The organism is Ruegeria sp. B1, from assembly GCF_056535885.1.
The window spans coordinates 753,126-771,650 of the sequence record NZ_JBQFJA010000001.1; the positions used below are offsets into that span (position 1 = coordinate 753,126).

Genomic DNA, 18,525 nt, shown 5'->3' on the forward strand with positions numbered 1-18,525 from the left:
ACCCTCCTAAGCGCTGACACGTTTGTTGTAAGCTTGGTTTTTGTTCGCCACAAACTCATCAAGCGCGCCACGAATGTCGTCAGGCATTGGCGGCTGGACATAGTTAGCAAGCATGTTGCGTGCGGCTTCGCGGCCAACTTCATCGGCGTTTCTGGCGCCTTCAAGCTCCCATTGCTCAAAGCTGTCATTGTTTTGCAGCGGGTTCATCACCATCGGGTTCTCGCGGGTGTGATCTGTGCCGAGAAAATGCCCGCCGGGTCCAATACGGGACACATCGTCCAGAATGCTGCTCAGGTTCTCTTTCTTCAAACCGGAGAAGAAGCGGTGGTAACCTTCGAGCTGGTAGCTATCGTGGATCCACTTGGAATAGCTGACGCCCAGCGCGCCTTCGACGAAGCCGGCGGAATGCACCACATAGTTGCAGCCGCCCAGCAGCACGGGCCACATGGTGTTGGCACTGTCGAATGCAGCCTGAAGGTCCGGCGATTTGGAACCGGACCACATGGTGCACGAGCGCCACGGCACATCGTAGAACCGCGCCATCTGGCCAACGAGCAGGTTCATCAGCCCCGGTTCCGGCGAACCCATCATCGGTGCACCGGTTTTCATCGACACGCCCATGATTGCCACACCCAGAACCATCGGCGCACCCCGGCGGATGATTTGTGAATAGGCCATGCCAGCCAGGCTTTCGGCGATCAGCAAGGCGACGCCGCCGGTCGGGCTGGCGGGGGTTGAGGCCCCTGCAAGTACAAAGGGCGACAGCAGGCAAGGCTGGTTTGCGCCTGCATAAACGCGCAGGCTTTGCAACATCGTGTCATCCCAGACAAGCGGGGTGTTGCAATTCAAAAGCGCCGCGACGACCACGTTTTCGTCCACAAAATCCGCGCCATGAACAATGCGCAGCATGTCCATTGTCTCGCGCGCGGCATTTTCCGAAAGGACCGAGCCTTTGATCGGTTTGTCTGTCAGCGTCAGCGCGGCGTGGACCAGCTCCAGATGGCGCAGCGGAACCTGTACGTCTTGCGGTTCGGCCGGAAGGATGCCGGGAACATGCATGCTTTGGCTCATCTGGGCCAATTTGAAGAAGTTGTGCGCGTCTTCCAGCGTGGATGGCCGCCGCACACCGTCGAGCCCATAGACAAACGGTGCGCCATAGGCATTGGCAAACACCGTGTCGCGCCCGCCGACGCGGACCGAGCGTTCGGGATTGCGGGCGTGATAGTCCCAGTCTTTGGGCACCGAAGAAATCAGGTCCATCAGCATGTCGCGGCCGATGCGCACGCGCTGATCTTCGACATCCGCGCCCGCGCGCTTCCAATCGGCCAGCGCCACCGGATCGCGAAACTCGATGCCGGTTGTTTCCAGAATGGTCATTGCTGCGTTGTGTATCTCTTCAACGCCTTCGGGGCCGAGCAGATCAATCGGTCCGATCTGCCGATGCAGGGTAGAAAGATAAACCGGCGGTGGATTGGTCCGTGCCGATACCCGCGCAGCCCGCCCTCCGGAACGACCGGCGCGTTGAGGTTTGGCCTGTTCTTCTGTCATGACCGGTCCTCCATTTATGCGCGCGCGCGGGCACTGGTCGCATCATAGGCACAGATGTCGATCACTTCACCGTCGCGCAGTTCATTGTGGATCTTGACTTGTAGCTTTGTTCCCGGCGCGGTCAGCTCTTGCGGCACCAGTGCCATCGCAATGTCGTGTTGGCAGTGATAGGAGAAACCGCCCGAGGTCACGCGACCGACGATCTTACCATCCTTATACACCGCCTCATAAGCGATGACCGAGGTGTCGCAGTACGGCAGTTTGAGGGTGACAAGCGTATTGTAGCCGCCCTCAGCCTTTTGCTTCAGCAAAGCCTCCTTGCCGATAAAGTCCCGCTCGCGTTTGACGCCCTGCACCTTTTCGGTGAAGGCCACGAAGCGATCCAGACCGGCCTCGAAAGGCGTCATATCCTTGCAAATCTCGCGGTTGATCGCGCGGTAAGACTTGTCGAGGCGCATGGATTCCAACGCCAGTGCGCCAAAGGGTTTCACGCCCGCTTTTAGAAGCTGGTCGACGATATGGCGGTTGTAGTTCACCGGGTGGTGCAATTCCCAGCCCAGTTCCCCGGTATAGCTGACACGCAAGAGCCGCACGCCCTTGGCATAGCCCACTTCTCCCATTTGCGCTGAAAGCCACGGGAAGGCCTCATTTGAGAGGTCGTTGTCGGTGAGCTTTTGCAGTATCTCGCGGGATTTTGGACCGGCGAGAGCAACAACGCCCAACTGCTCGGAAATGTCTTCCATGATCACCGAGCCGTCTTTGGGCAACTGCTTGCGCAGAGTGTCCCAGTTGTAGACCTGCCCATTTGGCGTTGAGACGAGGTAAAACGCATCCTCCGCGTCCCGCACGATGGTGTATTCGGCGTCCATTCCTCCGTTGGCGTTCAGCATCAGCGACAGCGTCATTCGCCCGACCCTGGGCAACTTGTTGGCCATTAACCCATCGAGCCAGGCGGCAGCGCCGGGCCCTTTCACGGTAAACTTGGTCATGGGCGACATGTCGATGAAGCCCGCCTCTTCGCGCGTGGCGCGGACCTCTTCTGTCACATGATCCCAGGCGTAGGTCTGGCGGAAGCTGTGGACAGGGATCGCCTGTTCAGGTGACGGCGCAAACCATTTGGGGAATTCGTAACCGTTGTACAACGTCCAGACCGCGCCTTGCGCAGTCAGAAGATCATAAGAGCCAACCGTGCGCATGGGCCGGGCGGAATAACGGTCTTCACCCGGAATATGCGCGTCCATGTGCGTGCCCCATGTCTCGCGCACCTTGTCCATGGTCCAGCGCTTTGAGGCGTAGTCGCCAAACCGGCGCGGGTCGAGCTCGGACATATCAATCGCAGGCTGACCGTTGAGGATCCACTGGGCAAGCTGGTTGCCCACCGTACCGCCCCAAAGGATGCCGCCGGGCATACCCTCGGCCAGCCAGAGGTTGTCGTGCCCTGGCGCCGGGCCTGCAAGGGGTAACTCGTCCGGTGTCATTTGGAACGGGCCTCTGGTATTGGCCTTGATCCCAACTTCGCCCAGCACCGGGACACGCTCAATCGCACGCTCCCACTGGGTTTCAACAGCGTCGAAATCCTCGGGCAACAAATCCGCGCCAAAGTCGGGCGGTACCCGGTCTTCGGCAAAGAGCTTGAGGTCTTTTTCGAACTCATAGGGCCCGAACTGAATGCCGCCCGTGTCTTCGCGCAGATACGCGCCGTAATCCTCGTCCCGCAGAATCGGGTATTCCGGCAACCCCTGCTTTTTACGCTCGATCAGCTGAGGGACTGTTTCCGTCGTCCAGTACTGATGAACAATCGGGATACAGGGCAGGTCCAACCCAACGCGACGGGCGTTCTCACGCGCGTAGTTGCCGGTGGCAAAGATCAGATGCTCGCAGGTGATCTCGCCTTGATTGGTGATAACCTTCCAATGGCCGTTCGGAAGCTTCTCATACCCTTGCGCTTCGGTGTTCTGATACACTTTTGCACCTGCATCCCGGGCCAGCTTGGCCATCGCCTGCGTGATGTCGGCGGGGTTCACGTAACCGTCTTCGGTGTGCAGGATGCCGCCTTGTATGTTGGCGTTCTGATTGAGGAGCGGGTGAACCTTGGCGATTTCTTCTGGCGTCAGCAGTCTGCAGGGCACCCCTGCAGCCTCAGCGACAGAGAGATAGCTTTGAAACTCGTCCCATCTTTCGGGCGTATTGGCCACGCGAAGCTGCCCGACTTTGCGCAGACCGACCGAGGTGCCCAGCTTTTGTTCAACTTCGGTATAGATGCGGATTGTCTCCAGCGTCATCTTGGAGACGTTGTGCGATCGCACGAATGTCACCAGCAGACCTGCCGCATGCCAGGTGGATCCGGCGGTGAGTTGTGTCCGCTCCAGCATCGCCGCATCGCTGCAGCCATGTTCCGTAAGTCCATAAAGAATGGATGCCCCGACGCATCCGCCACCAACGACAACGACCTTCGCGTGGGATTTCATTGGGCATTCTCCGATTCTGCGCTGACTTGTCGAAATGACTGGTTGTTAAACTGCCGGACTGGCGTGCTTCAATTGCAATAAAATTTTTTTGGGATTAGATGAAGTAATCTGAACTTCGGTATGTCCGCAGTTATTTGTTTGTGGATCGCTGGACAATTGAGTGGATTTTACCCGTGACTGGCTTTTCCCACCTGCCGATGCGTGCCTTGATCAGCTTTGAAGCGGCCGCGCGGCATGAAAGTTTCAAGGGCGCTGCGGCTGAACTCAATGTGACGCCCGCCGCCATCAGCCACCAGATTAAAGCGCTTGAACGGGAGTTGCGTGGCACCCTCTTTCAACGCCTGCACCGTCGCGTAGAACTGACCGAGAAGGGTGCCTATCTGCTGATTTCAATTCAGGGTGGGTTCGATCAGGTCAGTCAGGCCATGGACCAGTTGAAATCCCACCAAAGCCGCAGTGCCGTAACGATCCACTCGACCACGGCTGTCAGTTCTCTTTGGCTGACACCGAGGCTTGCGGAATTCTGGAAATCAAATCCTGATGTGTCCGTCTCACAGGTGGTCAGCGACACGGATCGGAACGAGGGGACCTGCGATCTGAGTATCCATTATGGGGATATGGCCAGTGAAGGCACCGAGTGCAGGCGACTTTTCAATGATCGGATCACCGCATTGGCCAGCCCGGAATTCGCCCGCAAGCATCCGGTTTCTTCGGTGGCCGATTTGGCTTCGGTGCCCCTCATCCAGCTTCGCTGGGCGGAAAACCACTGGACCACATGGGAACAGTGGGCCGAGGCCTTAGGCTATTGCGGACCGCTGCGGATGTCTCATTTCGTGAACAACTACGTCATTGCCCTGCAGGCCGCGCGCGACGGGATGGGTGCCGTTCTGGGCTGGGAAGGGCTGACGGCTGATCTGACCGAGACCGGCACCTTGGTGCGTTTGCTGCCCGACTCCATGGCGTCGCCGCTGGATTTCTATGTCGCGCGACACAATCACGATTCGAGTCAGGTGGATCGGGTGATCGAGTGGCTGTCGAATAACTGAATCGAGTTTGTGGTCCAAAGGCAGAGGATGGATCGATACGAAACTACAATCGACTTTGATGCTCGGACGGGCCCCAATCTGGACGTCACTGTCTGCGCTCGCAACGCGCTGTTTTTCAAGAATCGATGGAAATCAGACATTTGCTATGGTGGTGGCCTGACCAACTTGCCGAGGCAAGCGGGCAAGGCCTGACCTTCTGCAGTATCGGCGTCACAGCACGTGGGCCTTGCCGTATTCTTCTGCCGCCAACCGTTTCAACGCCACTCGGTCCAGCTTGCCGCCCTTGGTCAACGGCAGTGTACTCATCACCTGAACCACATCCGGCGCTTTGTACCCGATCCGCGCCCGGACAAAATCAATAATCTCTTCAACGCGCACTGGGTCCGCATCTTCGGTCAGGCTCACAAACCCCCAAACATCCTCTCCATGCATCTCGTCTCGCACCCCTACCGCCACTGCTGAATCAACGGCTGGGTGCGCTGTCAGCGCGTCTTCCACCTCGGCCGGGCTGATGTTTGAACCATCATGCACAATGATCTGTTTCCGGCGGCCGCGAAACCAGAAATACCCATCCTCATCCCGACGCATCACGTCGCCGGTATCGAGCCAACCATCGCGAAACGCCGCCGCCGTTGCTTCTGGGTTCTCCCAATATTCCGTCATCATGGTCGGGCTCTTTACCCAGTGGCGGCCGTCCACACCTGCAGACACTTCCCTCCAGGTTTCGTCACGCAGCGACGAGACATAGCCCGGATTGTTGAAGCCAACTGCGCCGACCTTCTCAGAACTCCCGTGAGTGTTCGAATGCGACGTGCCCATTTCCGTCATTCCGTAAAACGAGCCGATCGGTACACCGGCCACCTTTCGGAAAGCCTCGACCAACGCTCGTGAAGGTTTGTCTCCGCCCGCCATCATCGTCTTTAGTGAGCTGAAATCTTCGCGCACCGCGCCATGCGATCGCAGCAATGCGGCTAAGGGCGCAGGCAATATCTGCGCTACGGTTGGTCGCGTCTGCCGCAAGAGGTTCAACAGCTCATCCGGCGTGAACTTCCGAGCAATATTTGTCATGGCTCCGGCCCATAGCCCCGCGAACGTTAGCCGCAATCCAGCGGTATGCGAAACCCACGACGCCGGCAGCACTACGTCTTCCGGCCCCAGCCTCAGCCCCTTTGCGTTGCTCGCCACCATGTATCCCATGGTGGTGTGGCTGTGCGTTACGCCTTTGGGTTTGCCCGTGGTTCCCGATGTAAAAAATATGAATGCTGGAGCGTCTGCACCGATCACCGGCAAGGTCTCTTTGCCGTTGTGGTTCAGCAGAGTCTTAAAGGCGAGGCCGGATTTGGCGTCGTCTTCGTATGAAATCACCCCTACAGGCAATCGCGCTACACTCGGAATCCCCACTATATCCTTTACACGCTCGCCGTGCACCAACAGGGCCGCAGGTTTGGCAAGCCCGAGCGCATAGTCGATATCCGCGGGGGTGTATCGGTAGTTGAGCGGCATGGCCACCAGGCCCGCCCGCATGCAGGCCAGGTAATGGATCACCAGGTCCGCTCCGTTCGGCATGATCGACGCGACCCGATCCCCCGGCTTCAACCCTAAGCTCAGGTAACTCCGCGCAAGCCGCGTACAGGCCACTTCCAACTCGCGCCACGTCAATATCCCGTCCAACGCATAAAGCGCTGTGGCGTCAGGGTCGGCCAATAAACTCCGACGAAGAAGGTCCTTCAAGTCCGCAGGTTCTTCCAGCGGAGGCCCAGATACCGGCATGCCCTTCTCCTTAACTTCACGTTGGTCTTAGTCTACACAGGCCAAGCCAGTCCCCAAAGCCCGCCTAGCGCGCGTATGATTTCGTCCAGATCGCGCACGGCACCCCGCAGCGGATATAGTAGAACACGTCGACAAGCATGATGTCCTTCGGAAATCGTCCGCCTTTCCACGTGATGGTACCTGATGGCATTCACTCAAAAATTTGACCAGCCGCTACAGGCAAAAATCCAAAGGTTAACGATTTCCCCGAGGATTCTTTAGCGTGTGAGTTTCGACGTAACCAGCCAGGTGAGAATGTTGCCGTCACAACACCGGTAATTCAGTTCGAATTCGGAACCCGCCGGAAGGTTGGGAGAAAGGTCCGTTGTGAGACGCAGATACAAGTGTTCCCTGCTCGGTAACTCTACAAGTTCCGCAGAATCAAATCCAAAAAAACGACCGACGTCAGGGTGTAAGGCCTTGAAAAGGCTTTCCTTTGCCGAAAATATCAAAGTTGCGCACTGGTTTATTGTGAGACCCTGCGCGTGCTTGACCAAGCTGCGTTCAGAAGAAATCAGCGCGGTATCGTGTATTGCATCCGCTGTTTCTCCGGTTGCCACTTTCTCAATATCTATTCCGGCCGCGCACCGTTCGCCGACCGAAATCACAGCTGCACATAGATCCCCGGTGTGGCTGATCGATCCGATAATCCCAGGTGGCCAGGATGGCGCGCGGTCGGCTTGTTGTGGGATGGGTTGATCCGGCACTGACAACTGGCAAAACGCGTATCGTGCAGCAAGCCGCCCCGCCAGAAACTCTGCCCTGCGTTTAGGAACCGCGGATGAGAGCCCTAAGGGGAATTCAACCTGAAACTGTTTGAACAGCGTTTGATGGAACCGCACGGTTTCAAAGTGCCCTACAACCAACGAGGTGCGCGCAACCCCGATATCCATAGGTTGCAACCGCGGCATAAACCCGGTCGGATCGCTCCAGATCGTCGTTTTTTCCCGTGTCATAATGAGGTTTCTTCCGTTTGCGGCAAGCTTTGGTCCGACGGTTGGTTCCCTTGCATCTCCTAACGGGCATTGATCCGCCAAAAAAAGAGAGGAAGGCGTTCATCAAACAATTTTGTCGCATTCACAAACGGAGCACCTATGGACGCTCATAGGTTGTACGGGCATGAAGGGCGGCAACAGCCAGATGCAGACGCTTCAGTTCTCCAGCCACCAATTTTGAAAAAATTGCCCGATTTGCGATTATTTGGAGACGTACATGCCGTCCTCGGCTTCAATATCTGTCGCTATGCCACATAAGCAACTTGAGACAGTGCCCGGAACCTATGTCGAAGGTTGGATGCATTGCCCCGATGGCAATGCGGATCTGGTGCTGTGTGAGCCGGGATACGCAGATCGTGTGTTGCTGTTGGATGTCCAAGACCTGCACAGTTTTCGCTTCGTCACCCGGTCATCTCAGATTAAACTCAAACTTCGCAAACAGGCGGACATACAGGCCGAAATTCATATTGAAAGGCAGATCCCACCCAGCGATCAGGGAACCGGGAACGCCGGAGAGATCAACGGCGGGCCAATCAGCCCAAGGCTGTTGCAAGTGGTCAACGGGCAGGTTGATGTCGATGAGTTCTGGCGACGCGTCATCGAAGGCGGCACCCCGATGGTCGAACCCGATTGCGAGGGAACTGACGATCACCGGCTGATTACATTTCTTTGGCGGGGGGCGGTCCGCAACGTCAGGCTTATTGGTGGGCCCGCACCGGATCACGTCTGGATGCAACGCCTGAAAGGTACGGATCTTTGGTTTGCCTCTTTTCGTGTCCCGTTGGATTTGCGCCTGTCCTATCGCGTTGCGCCGGATGTGCCCGATATCAATGCGTCGCCGCGCGAGAACCGGATGGCGCTTCTTGCAGTTGCCAAGGCTGATCCGCTGAACAAAACACCTTTGTTTTCCGCCGTCGGCGACCCGCATTCACAATGGAGCCTGTTCGACCTGCAAGAAACGACGGGTCCGGTAAAGCAATTGCTGGGACGGGTCTCGCGCGAGGTCACCGAGTACCGCGTGCCGGACCCTGTGATGCCCAACTGCCGCAGAGTATGGGTTCATCGCCCGGCCGGTTTCGTTCCCGGGGCACGGGAAAATGTCATGCTGGTTCTGTTCGATGGTGCAACGTATCTGAAGGATCTGGACCTACCCGCAGCGATTGAAGAAGGCATCGGCGAACGGCGCCTGCCCCAGATCGCCACCGTGTTTGTTGATTCGGTCTCTCCGAGGCGGCGAGCGGAAGACCTTGCCTGCAATAGCCTGTTCACGCGGCACTTGGTTGATCGGCTTCTGCCGCTGGCGTGCAATAAGATTGGGCAGGCGTTTTCAGCCAGAAACACAGTTGTTGCCGGGTCCAGTTTTGGTGGGTTGTCCGCTGCTTACACGGCGCTGTCACATTCAGAAAAGATCGGCAACTTCGTTTCGTTGTCCGGATCGTTCTGGTGGGGCCCCTCCGGCTGGACCTCGGCAGACCCGTATCTGGCGTCACTTCCAGTCCCGCCCGGACTGCGAGGTGTACTGACCGCCGGGCGCTATGAATGTGCACGCCATGAGGGGGACATGGGCATTCTCGAAAGCAGTATGCAGTTTGCCAAGCGGCTGAGAGGTCAGGGCGCAGACGTGAAGATGCAGACTTATACCGGCGGCCATGACTATGCCATCTGGGCACCGGCCCTGATCGACGCGATGGAACATCTGTTTGGCGGTTCCAGTGTCGGCCAAAAGACCACTTCGGTCCGGCGAAACTGGAATTGATCGATGGCTTCGACCGTTTTCATACGCCTCTCTCTGCTGAAGGAAAATGACCAGTATCGCAGGCTGCTGATTGCGCGGACGTTGTCCCTATTGGGGCTTGGCTTTCTGATCGTAGCGGTCCCCGTTCAGGTCTATCATCTTACCGGGTCGAGCCTTTGGGTCGCCCTTGCAGGCGCCAGCGATGCTGCCGGTCTGTTCCTGGGTTTGCTTGTCGGTGGCGTGCTGGCAGACACACGCGATCAGCGCAGCCTGATACTAATGGCCCGCAGCGTCTGTGGTCTGGGTTTTGCGGCCCTCACGGTCAACGCGTTGCTGTCATCGCCATCCGTTCTTGTATTGGTCGGGCTGGCCTTTATCGACGGCTTCTTTGGCGCGATCGGTGTGGCCGCTCTGATGGCGGCCGCCCCCAAGGTGGTCGGTCGGGAGCGTATTGTTGAGGCTGGCGCCTTAGGAATGCTGGTCACGCGCGTGGTCAACATCGCCAGTCCCGCCTTGGCCGGTCTGCTGCTCGCAGTGGCACATGTGGCATGGGCCTATGGCATTGCGACGGTGGCAACCGTTGCCACGGTCACTGTCCTGCGCGGGCTCAATCCGTTGCCGGCAGACGAGGTTGAGACCCGCAACCCCTTTGTCATGTTGGGCGATGCTTTCGGTTTTCTTTTGTCGCGCAAACAGGTTCTTGTGGTCTTTTTGCTTGGCATGCTTCTGACAGCCTGCACCGGCATCAAGGTGCTTTTTCCCGCCCTGTCGACCGAGGTCTTTGCCGCTGCCAACAGCATGACCGGTCTGTTGTTCGCAATGGGGCCTATTGGTGCAACCCTCGCCGCGGTTCTGAGCGGGTGGGTGCATGACAGAGCGCAGCCATATCCTCTGATGATCACACTCTGCATAGCGGCGTTGATCGCCTTTACCGCAATCGGTCTTGCCCCCGCGATCTGGGCAGTCATGGCGGCGCTGGTAATCTTTGGGTACCTCATGTCCACCGCTGCGCTGCTGCAATACGGCATCGTTCAACGTCAGACGCCGGATGCCTATCTGGGCAGGGTAAACAGCCTGTGGCTTGCGCAGGATGCGCTGGGCGACATTCTGGGAGCGCTGACCCTGGGCGCGTTGGCCAGCATGTTAATGCCACTGACGGCAGTTCTGGTTCTCGGCCTGTCCAGTCTTTTCATTCTTCTTCTGCTCGGCCTCGCCGCCTTTGCCTTGCGCAAACTGGCAGGTCCGCTTGATGCGGATGCGGGTCCAGCCTGATCTGACCTCTCCTTCAACCCCTATCGAAAGGATTGAAAACTATGGAACTTAAAAACTCGCCAAGCCCGGACGTTATCCGCAACGAAATCCAGAGCTTTCTGGACGATGTGCCCGAGGACAACGAGAACCTGCTAGATTACGGACTGAACTCGATCAACTTCCTGACCCTTGTCACCCGTTGGGAAGCCAAGGGTATCAGGGCGGATTTTAACGCGTTGGCGCGCAATCCGACCATGGGCGCGATCCTTTCCCTGCTGGCGGACCAGCTTTCGCCCACACTGGAAGCCGCCCATGGATAACGCGCAGCTCAATCCGTTTGATGATACTCGGTACCAGTTTTTTGCCCTGCGAAATTCAGTCGGTCAGTACAGCATTTGGCCGGATTTCCGCGACATCCCCGCGGGGTGGGAAACAGTACATGGACCTGACAATCGCGAGGCATGTCTCAGCTACGTCGAAAACATCTGGAATGACCTGCGGCACTGAGTTTTCTGCGGCCCGGTTCACCTGACCCACTTCGATGCGATGCGGGAGTTCGATATGGACATGACTCGTTTTGACCTGCTGGACACCCAGCAGGGTGTATGGACAGCGCAACAGATTTCGGCGCGGCCTCAAGATTATCTGATTGCACATGCGATTGAGGTGTCCGGCCCGCTGGACCCCGATTTGATGAGCCGCGCGATCAAAACAGCGCTGGCTGAGGCAGACACTGTCAACGCGGTGTTTTCCGAGGCAGACGGGAAAGCGTATCAACAGGTGCATAGCGAAGCGGTGCGGGCCGAAGTTCAGGTTCTGGATTTCAGCAATGACGCCGAGGCCCGCTCGAAAACATGGGCGGCAATGCGGTCGGACTTGGAACTGGGGAAAGAGCCGTTTTCTCCCCGTCATGTTCTTTACAGGATCGCCTCGGGTGACCGAAGCGAGCGGTGGGTCTGGTACCAGCGCTATCACCACGTCATGCTTGATGGCTACAGTATGGATGCGCTGACGGACCGGATCATTGCGCTGTACCAGGCAGACCTGCAAGGACACGATGCGGACCCATCCCCGTTCACTCCGGTGTCGGAAGTTGTTGAGGAACAACGGGCCTATAGAGCCTCGGAGAAATGGCAGAAAGACCAAGCCTATTGGCGGGCTCAATGCATTGACTTGCCGGTTGCCGTAGGATTGTCACCGACATCAGGTCAACAAAGCCGCTGGCAATTGAACACCAACGCGGGCGCGGTCTTGCTGGCTCAGGATGAATTTGCCCAACTAGAGGCGATTGCCGCCGGGCGCGACCACACCGGTTTCGATGTATTGACAGCTGCCATTGCCGTTTATGTGGCGCGACTGAGCGGTCAATACGACCAGGTTCTCGGCGTTCCGATGATGCGAAGGCTGGGTTCTGCCGCCGCTGGGTCCTGCGCACCGGTTGTCAATGTCCTGCCACTGCGCCTGCCGTTCAGTGCCTCAGACAGCTTGACGCAGATCGCCGTCCAGGTCAGCCAGGGGATGCGCGACATGCGCAAGGCGCAGCGCTATCCGGTAGAACAGATTCAGCGTGATCTGGGTCTAACAAACTCAAGGCAGGCGCTGTGGGGTGCAACCGTCAATTTCCGCCTCTACGAGAAAGACAAAACAATCGGTGGGAACGCAACAGAGCTGCACCGTCTGGCAATCGGCCCGTTGGACGAACCGGAATTCGGGTTGAGAGTGGACGACGCAGGCGTGCATCTGGACTTGCGCGCTCCGGGCGATCGCTATTCATCGCAGGATCTGGAGAACCACATCACGCGGTTGACCGCGATGCTGCAACAGTTTCTGGCTCAGCCGGATACTGCCGTTTCCGATTTCATTTTGACGACCGAACAGGAACAGATTGATCTCACGCTGTGGCAACGGGGACCATCTGTGTCGGCGCGACCAGACGAAACCTCTCTGCTGGACGCATTTTTAAACGGCCCCCTCAAGGATCAGAAAGCCATTGCACTACGATGTGGCGACGTTGCGCTTTCTGGCGCCGATCTTGTCAACTACAGTTGCCAGCTTGCCCATCTATTGACATCACTTGGTATCGGACGGGGCGACGTGGTGGCCGTCGCGCTGCCCCGATCAGAGCTCTCGGTCATCGCGGCGTTTGGTGTTTTGACCGGTGGTGCGACCTATCTTCCGATGGATTTGGGCTATCCCGACAACCGGATCGCCGCGATTTGTGAGGATGCCCGCCCAAAGCTCATTCTGACCACGGCTGAAGCCGCCGCTCGCATGCCCGGTGATATTGACCACGTGCCAATGGACATGACTGAACTGGGTGACTATCCAACCACGCCCACCGCCTTGGATGAGCGTATCACCCGTCCTGACGATATCGCCTATGTCATCTTTACATCGGGCAGCACTGGCAGGCCCAAAGGGGTCATGGTTTCGCATCGTGCGCTGCTAAACCTCTTCTCGGTGCATCGCGCCGGATTGATGAATGATGAAGCGACCGGTTGCCCAATAGATCGCCGACTGCGTGCGGGGCACTCTCACTCTTTTGCGTTTGATGCTGCTTGGGAGCAGTTATTCTGGCTGCTGTTGGGTCACGAGGTTGTGGTTCTAGGCGATGAACAACGCCACGATGCTCAGAGGTTCCTCGAGGCAGTCAATTCACACAAGTTGGATGTGTTGGATGTTCCGCCGTCATTCTGCGCCCAGTTGATTGACATGGGTCTGCTGGATCAACCCGATCACCGGCCTTCGATCCTGATCTTGGGTGGCGAGGCGCTGCAGCCCGCGCTGTGGGAACGGTTGGCGCAAGCCGACGGTGTTGTCGTATATAACGCGTATGGACCGACCGAATTCACGGTTGATGCCTGTCTGTCCCGGATCACCAATCGGGATCAGCCGAGTATCGGTCGCCCCATCGGCAACACGCGAGCCTATGTGCTCGACACTGCACTGTCACAACAGCCTATTGGCGCAACTGGTGAGTTGTACCTTGCCGGACCCGGCATCGCCTCCGGTTATGTCGGCAACCCGGCCCTGACGGCCGAACGTTTCGTGCCCAACCCATTCGAACCCGGCACAACCATGTATCGCACAGGGGACCGTGTTCGCTGGTGCGCCGATGGCGAGTTGGAGATTTTGGGGCGTACCGACACTCAGGTTCAGGTGCGGGGGCACCGGGTCGAGCCCGGCGAGGTTGCCGCCGCGCTGACCGCGCTAAACGGCGTGTCGGACGCCTTTGTTCTGGCCGAGCCCGTGCACGGCAGTCACCGGTTGCTGGCCTATTGCGTTGGCGATCCGGATCGCGCGAAGCCGGAGGAATTGCGCGAGCAGCTCGCCGCGTCGTTGCCCGCTTATATGGTGCCCGCCGCCATCACAATTTTGGACAAACTGCCCTTGACGGTGAACGGCAAGATCGATGATCGCGCCCTGCCAAAACCCAAACTGTCCGAAGGGCGCATCGCCCAGACCGAGCTTGAACAAACACTTTGCGCGACAATTGCCCAGGTTCTCGGTTTGGAAAAAGTCGGACTGGATCATGATTTCTTTGCCAGCGGTGGCGATAGTATCTCTGCCATGGTTCTGTGCAACGAAATGCGCAAACAGGGCTGGGTTCTGCACACCCGCGATATCTTTGCCAGCCCCTGCGCCGGTGATCTGGTCGACGCACTCGAACCGACACAGGCCGATGTGAGCGTACCGCACACAGATCTGGCCGACATGGCGGAGTTTGGTACGCTCCCGGTCGAGGTCGAATACGTGCTGCCCTTGCTTGCTGCACAAAAAGGCATTCTGTTTCACGCCACACTGGGTGATCAGGCCGGAAGTTACAACGCCTATACGCGGCTCGACCTGAGGGGTCCGTTGGACGCCGCGCGCTTGCGCAGCGCCTTTGATGCGGTCTTGCGACGCCATCCCCAATTGGCAGGCTTTTTTGTCTCGGACAACCACGGAGAGGCTTATATGGCCGTTCCCGCCGCGTCGGACCTGACCTGGCCATGGAAAGACCATGATATCAGCCATCTGGATACGCCGGAACGGGACCGCCGTTTGAGCCAGATCGAGCTGTCCGCAACGCGCAACCTGCGCCTTACGCGCGATCCGTTGTGCATGGTTTCTGCGGAACTGGTGCGGGTGTCCTGTGACCGGCATGTTCTGATCCTGAATATTCACCATGCCATTATCGATGGGTGGTCAACGCCGATCCTGCTCAATGACCTGTTTGCCGCCTATCGCAACGGGCCAGACAGCTTACCGGCTCCGCAATACGCCTATGGTCCGGTCGTGCAGGCGTTGGCCAGCCGACCCCTTGAAGAGACGCGAGACTTTTGGACCGATCAGTTACAAAACTGCACGCCGACCTGCCTGTTCGACAAAGATCGCGGCGCCGCTACGGTTGAAGAGCACCACCTGGCTCTCACCTTAGATCAGAGCGGTGCCCTTCGCGCCCTGGCAAAATCTGCCGGTGTTACTCTGAATGTTGTCATGCAGGCACTCTGGGCCAATGTGATCAGTGCCCATTGCGGCCGTCAGGACGTAATTTTTGGCACAGCTGTAGCGGGCCGGTCGGCCCCTGTCGAAGGGATTGGCGACCAGATCGGTATGTTCCTGAACACCATCCCGGTGCGTGTTAATCTGGACCCGGCGCAATCCTTGCGAGCCCAGTTGAAGGACTTGCAGCACACCCACGCGCAGGCCATCGAACATGACAGTCTTGGTCTTGCCGATCTACACAGGCTGGCCGATGTTGATGCGTTGTTCGACACCTTGCTGGTCGTCGAAAACTATCCCGACAGCAGCTATCTTGATCAGGATCTGGATGGGCTGCGGATCACGGATGTTCACAATAGAGGGTACAGCCATTATCCGCTTGCCCTGCTGGTATTGCCCGGTGACCAAATTGGCCTCGTTGTCGAAAGCCGCGATGGCGCTGCCAAGCCTGAGCGCATCACAGCGATGCTGGGTCGCCTGATCGATACGTTGCAACAAAATCCTGATGCCACGCCTGCGCACCTGAACCAGTTGCCTGAAGTGGACGACGCACTGATCGCGGACAGTAATCGCACCGGCATGCAACTGCCCGAAGACCTTACCTTGCGGGACCTTATCGCGGCGCAGGTAGGGCGCACGCCAGACGCCATTGCCCTGCAAGATGCCGATCACCAGTTCAGCTTCCGTCAGACCCGGCATCAGGTACTGCATCTGGCCGAACAATTGCGAAAGGCGGGCGCAACACAGGGCGATGTAATTGCCGTTGCGATCCCGCGTTCGGCGCGATTGTCGGTTGCCATACTGGCCGTCATCGAAATCGGCGCGGTCTATCTGCCCCTCGATCTCAGTTATCCGCAGGACCGGCTGGAGTTTCTGATATCAGACGCCAAACCCCGTCTGGTAGTCACCCAAAGCGGGATAGATGTTGGGGACGCGACTTGTGCCAGACTGAACTTTGACGGGTTCGCCGGTCCAGGGCATTCTGTTCGCGATCTGGTCGACGCCCCGGATCTGAGTAGTCGCGATCCCGCCTATCTGCTGTACACATCCGGTACGACGGGACGACCCAAGGGGGCGCTGATCTCACATGCCGCCATCGTCAACCGGCTGCTTTGGATGCAAAGCGAGTATCCTCTGGATGCGACCGATGTCATTTTGCAGAAAACGCCAAACGGGTTCGACGTTTCGGTTTGGGAATTCTTCTGGTCATATCTTGTTGGTGCGCGTCTGGCGATGGCGCCGCCAGACGCCCATCGCGACCCGCATGTGTTGCTGGACCTCGTACAGCGCTACGAGGTGACGACCATCCATTTCGTGCCGTCAGTTCTGAGTGTCTTTAATGACGCCATGGCGTCAACCGGCGGCACGCCATGTCCCAGCCTTCGGCAAGTCTTTTGCAGTGGTGAGGCGCTGAATGGGCAGGCCGTCGCGGGTTTCGCGCAATACTGTGGTGCCGAACTGCACAACCTGTATGGCCCGACAGAGGCGGCGATTGATGTCACCTATTGCCCGGCACTGCCGCATGCAGACACATCAACGGGCGTTCCTATCGGCAAACCGGTCTGGAACACGGGCCTGCGTATTCTGGACCACCTGTTGCGCCCGGTGCCTGTGGGTGTCGGGGGTGAACTCTATCTATGTGGTGTGCAATTGGCAGAGGGGTACCTTGGCCGGGCTGGTCTTACGGCAGAACGGTTTGTCGCCGACCCTTATGCCGGTGGTCGGCGCATGTACCGCACGGGTGATCTGGCCTGTTGGGATGAAGAAGGTCGCGTGGTCTATCTTGGCCGCACCGATCACCAGATCAAGATACGCGGTCAGCGGGTCGAGCCGCAGGAGATCGCCAGCAGCCTGATGCGTCAGCCCGAGATCGTCGAGGCGGTTGTCCTCGCGCTGACACTAGAGGGACAGCCCGAGCCTTCTCTGGTCGCTTATGTCGTGCCAGCGGGGGCCGGATTTGATCCTGCAGCGGCGCTGGCTGCTTTGGCTGCACAGTTGCCTGCCTATATGGTTCCAGGCCACTGCATTCCACTGGATCATCTGCCGATCAATGCCAACGGTAAGCTCGACCGCCGGGCACTGCCAGCACCGGAAACCCCTGTGCAACCCGTCGGACGCTCTCCGGCACCGGGGATCGAGCAGGATTTGGCTCGTATTTTCTGCGATCTTTTGGGGTTGGATCAGGTCAGCGCAACTGATGACTTTTTTGCAATCGGCGGGCATTCACTGCTGGCCATGCGGTTGGCTGCGCGCATCCGGCAGGATCTGAAACGCCACATTCAGGTGGGCCAAATCATGAGTATGGCCACAGTCGAACGTCTTGCGGAACATCTCGCGGCGGGCGCGATGGTCGGGACACTGGTGCAGGACGGGTTCGATCCGGTAATCCGACTGCGCGAGGGCAGCGGCACACCTTTGATCTGCATATACCCGGCATCAGGTGTGTCCTGGCAGTACAGCGTTCTTGCACGGTATCTAAAAAACGAGATGCCGATCATCGGCCTTCAATCGCCACGCCCCAACGGTCCGATTGCCACCGCTGAAAACATGGATGTGCTGTGCGAGCGTCAGTACAAACTAATCCGAGAAATTCAGCCCGAAGGTCCCTACCATTTGCTTGGCTACTCATTGGGCGGGAACATCGCATTTGGAATCGCTGAACGGCTTGAAGCTGCCGGCCAACAGGTGAATTTCCTAGGGCTACTGGACACCTATCCGGCCGAGCGTCACGATTGGACCGACCCGGATGGCGGTGAGGCCGAAGCCGGCGCCGAACGCGAACAGGAACAATTGCTCAACGATGCGATGGGCGACGTGATGGATGACGAGTTCCATCGCGAAAAGGCTGAAATGTTTGGGCACATCTTCGACAACTACCGCGATGCAGTGCGCTTACTGTCTACAGCGCGAACCGGGCGGTTCTCTGGCCAGATCACACTGTTTGTCGCCGACAAATCGGATTTGCCGGAGATCGACCCCGACACAAGCTGGTTGGGTCATGTCGGCGCACAAGACGTTCATCACCTGCCCAACGCGTCGCACGAAGACATCATCTCCCCGGCCTCGCTCGAGGTGTTGGGACCGCTGATGCACCTTCTGATCGCCAAGGCGCGTGATGAAAGGACAGCGGCACCCGAAACCACCGCGGGGGCGGCATGACAGACGACTTTATCACGTTCATTCAACAG

General features: G+C 58.2%; 10 protein-coding genes. 6 read left to right on the forward strand and 4 right to left on the reverse strand.

The features are described from left to right. Positions 1 to 6: 6 nt before the first annotated feature. Both ACR3ES_RS03675 and ACR3ES_RS03680 read right to left on the reverse strand, forming a co-directional pair. Positions 7 to 1,548: a trimethylamine methyltransferase family protein gene (locus ACR3ES_RS03675; protein WP_170431253.1), complete on the reverse strand. Its 1,542-nt coding sequence runs from the start codon at positions 1,546 to 1,548 to the stop codon at positions 7 to 9. Between the two features lie 14 nt (positions 1,549 to 1,562). Continuing rightward, the gene (locus tag ACR3ES_RS03680; protein WP_170431250.1) at positions 1,563 to 4,016 is read right to left on the reverse strand and encodes a GcvT family protein; all 2,454 of its coding nucleotides are present in this window, start codon (positions 4,014 to 4,016) and stop codon (positions 1,563 to 1,565) included. Positions 4,017 to 4,189: 173 nt separating this feature from the next. Between ACR3ES_RS03680 and ACR3ES_RS03685 the strand changes: the two genes are divergently transcribed. Then, a complete protein-coding gene (locus tag ACR3ES_RS03685) occupies positions 4,190 to 5,062 on the forward strand; it encodes a LysR substrate-binding domain-containing protein (RefSeq protein WP_480424816.1) in 873 nt (290 codons plus the stop codon). A gap of 210 nt (positions 5,063 to 5,272) precedes the next feature. Here the strand turns inward: ACR3ES_RS03685 and ACR3ES_RS03690 are convergent, their stop codons facing one another. Next, complete coding sequence (locus tag ACR3ES_RS03690; RefSeq protein WP_170438349.1) at positions 5,273 to 6,832, reverse strand: class I adenylate-forming enzyme family protein; 1,560 nt, start codon at positions 6,830 to 6,832, stop codon at positions 5,273 to 5,275. Between the two features lie 257 nt (positions 6,833 to 7,089). Then, complete coding sequence (locus ACR3ES_RS03695; protein WP_480424818.1) at positions 7,090 to 7,827, reverse strand: 4'-phosphopantetheinyl transferase family protein; 738 nt, start codon at positions 7,825 to 7,827, stop codon at positions 7,090 to 7,092. Between the two features lie 286 nt (positions 7,828 to 8,113). Here ACR3ES_RS03695 and ACR3ES_RS03700 point away from each other — a divergent pair, with 286 nt between their 5' ends. From ACR3ES_RS03700 to ACR3ES_RS03720, 5 genes are read left to right on the forward strand one after another with little or no spacing between them, the layout of a single operon-like run. Next, positions 8,114 to 9,622, forward strand: coding sequence for an enterochelin esterase domain-containing protein (locus ACR3ES_RS03700; protein WP_170687751.1), 1,509 nt, complete (start codon positions 8,114 to 8,116; stop codon positions 9,620 to 9,622). Between the two features lie 3 nt (positions 9,623 to 9,625). Beyond that, positions 9,626 to 10,873: an enterobactin transporter EntS gene (entS, locus tag ACR3ES_RS03705; protein ID WP_170437562.1), complete on the forward strand. Its 1,248-nt coding sequence runs from the start codon at positions 9,626 to 9,628 to the stop codon at positions 10,871 to 10,873. 41 nt (positions 10,874 to 10,914) lie between these two features. Next, positions 10,915 to 11,172 carry a phosphopantetheine-binding protein gene (locus tag ACR3ES_RS03710; RefSeq protein ID WP_170437565.1) on the forward strand — a complete coding sequence of 86 codons (258 nt, stop codon included), beginning with the start codon at positions 10,915 to 10,917 and terminating at the stop codon, positions 11,170 to 11,172. Next, complete coding sequence (locus ACR3ES_RS03715) at positions 11,165 to 11,359, forward strand: MbtH family protein (RefSeq protein WP_170437567.1); 195 nt, start codon at positions 11,165 to 11,167, stop codon at positions 11,357 to 11,359. The genes ACR3ES_RS03710 and ACR3ES_RS03715 overlap by 8 nt, the downstream gene beginning before the upstream one ends. Before the next feature lie 54 nt (positions 11,360 to 11,413). Beyond that, the gene (locus tag ACR3ES_RS03720; RefSeq protein ID WP_170437569.1) at positions 11,414 to 18,496 is read left to right on the forward strand and encodes a non-ribosomal peptide synthetase; all 7,083 of its coding nucleotides are present in this window, start codon (positions 11,414 to 11,416) and stop codon (positions 18,494 to 18,496) included. The last annotated feature ends 29 nt before the right edge of the window (positions 18,497 to 18,525 follow it).

Bases quoted from the DNA above. Each gene is read 5' to 3' on its own strand.
- ACR3ES_RS03710 (WP_170437565.1), top strand. From the start codon at position 10,915: ATGGAACTTAAAAACTCGCCAAGCCCGGACGTTATCCGCAACGAAATC.
- ACR3ES_RS03715 (WP_170437567.1), top strand. From the start codon at position 11,165: ATGGATAACGCGCAGCTCAATCCGTTTGATGATACTCGGTACCAGTTT.
- ACR3ES_RS03675 (WP_170431253.1), bottom strand. From the start codon at position 1,548: ATGACAGAAGAACAGGCCAAACCTCAACGCGCCGGTCGTTCCGGAGGG.
- entS (WP_170437562.1), top strand. From the start codon at position 9,626: ATGGCTTCGACCGTTTTCATACGCCTCTCTCTGCTGAAGGAAAATGAC.
- ACR3ES_RS03680 (WP_170431250.1), bottom strand. From the start codon at position 4,016: ATGAAATCCCACGCGAAGGTCGTTGTCGTTGGTGGCGGATGCGTCGGG.
- ACR3ES_RS03720 (WP_170437569.1), top strand. From the start codon at position 11,414: ATGGACATGACTCGTTTTGACCTGCTGGACACCCAGCAGGGTGTATGG.
- ACR3ES_RS03700 (WP_170687751.1), top strand. From the start codon at position 8,114: ATGCCACATAAGCAACTTGAGACAGTGCCCGGAACCTATGTCGAAGGT.
- ACR3ES_RS03695 (WP_480424818.1), bottom strand. From the start codon at position 7,827: ATGACACGGGAAAAAACGACGATCTGGAGCGATCCGACCGGGTTTATG.
- ACR3ES_RS03690 (WP_170438349.1), bottom strand. From the start codon at position 6,832: ATGCCGGTATCTGGGCCTCCGCTGGAAGAACCTGCGGACTTGAAGGAC.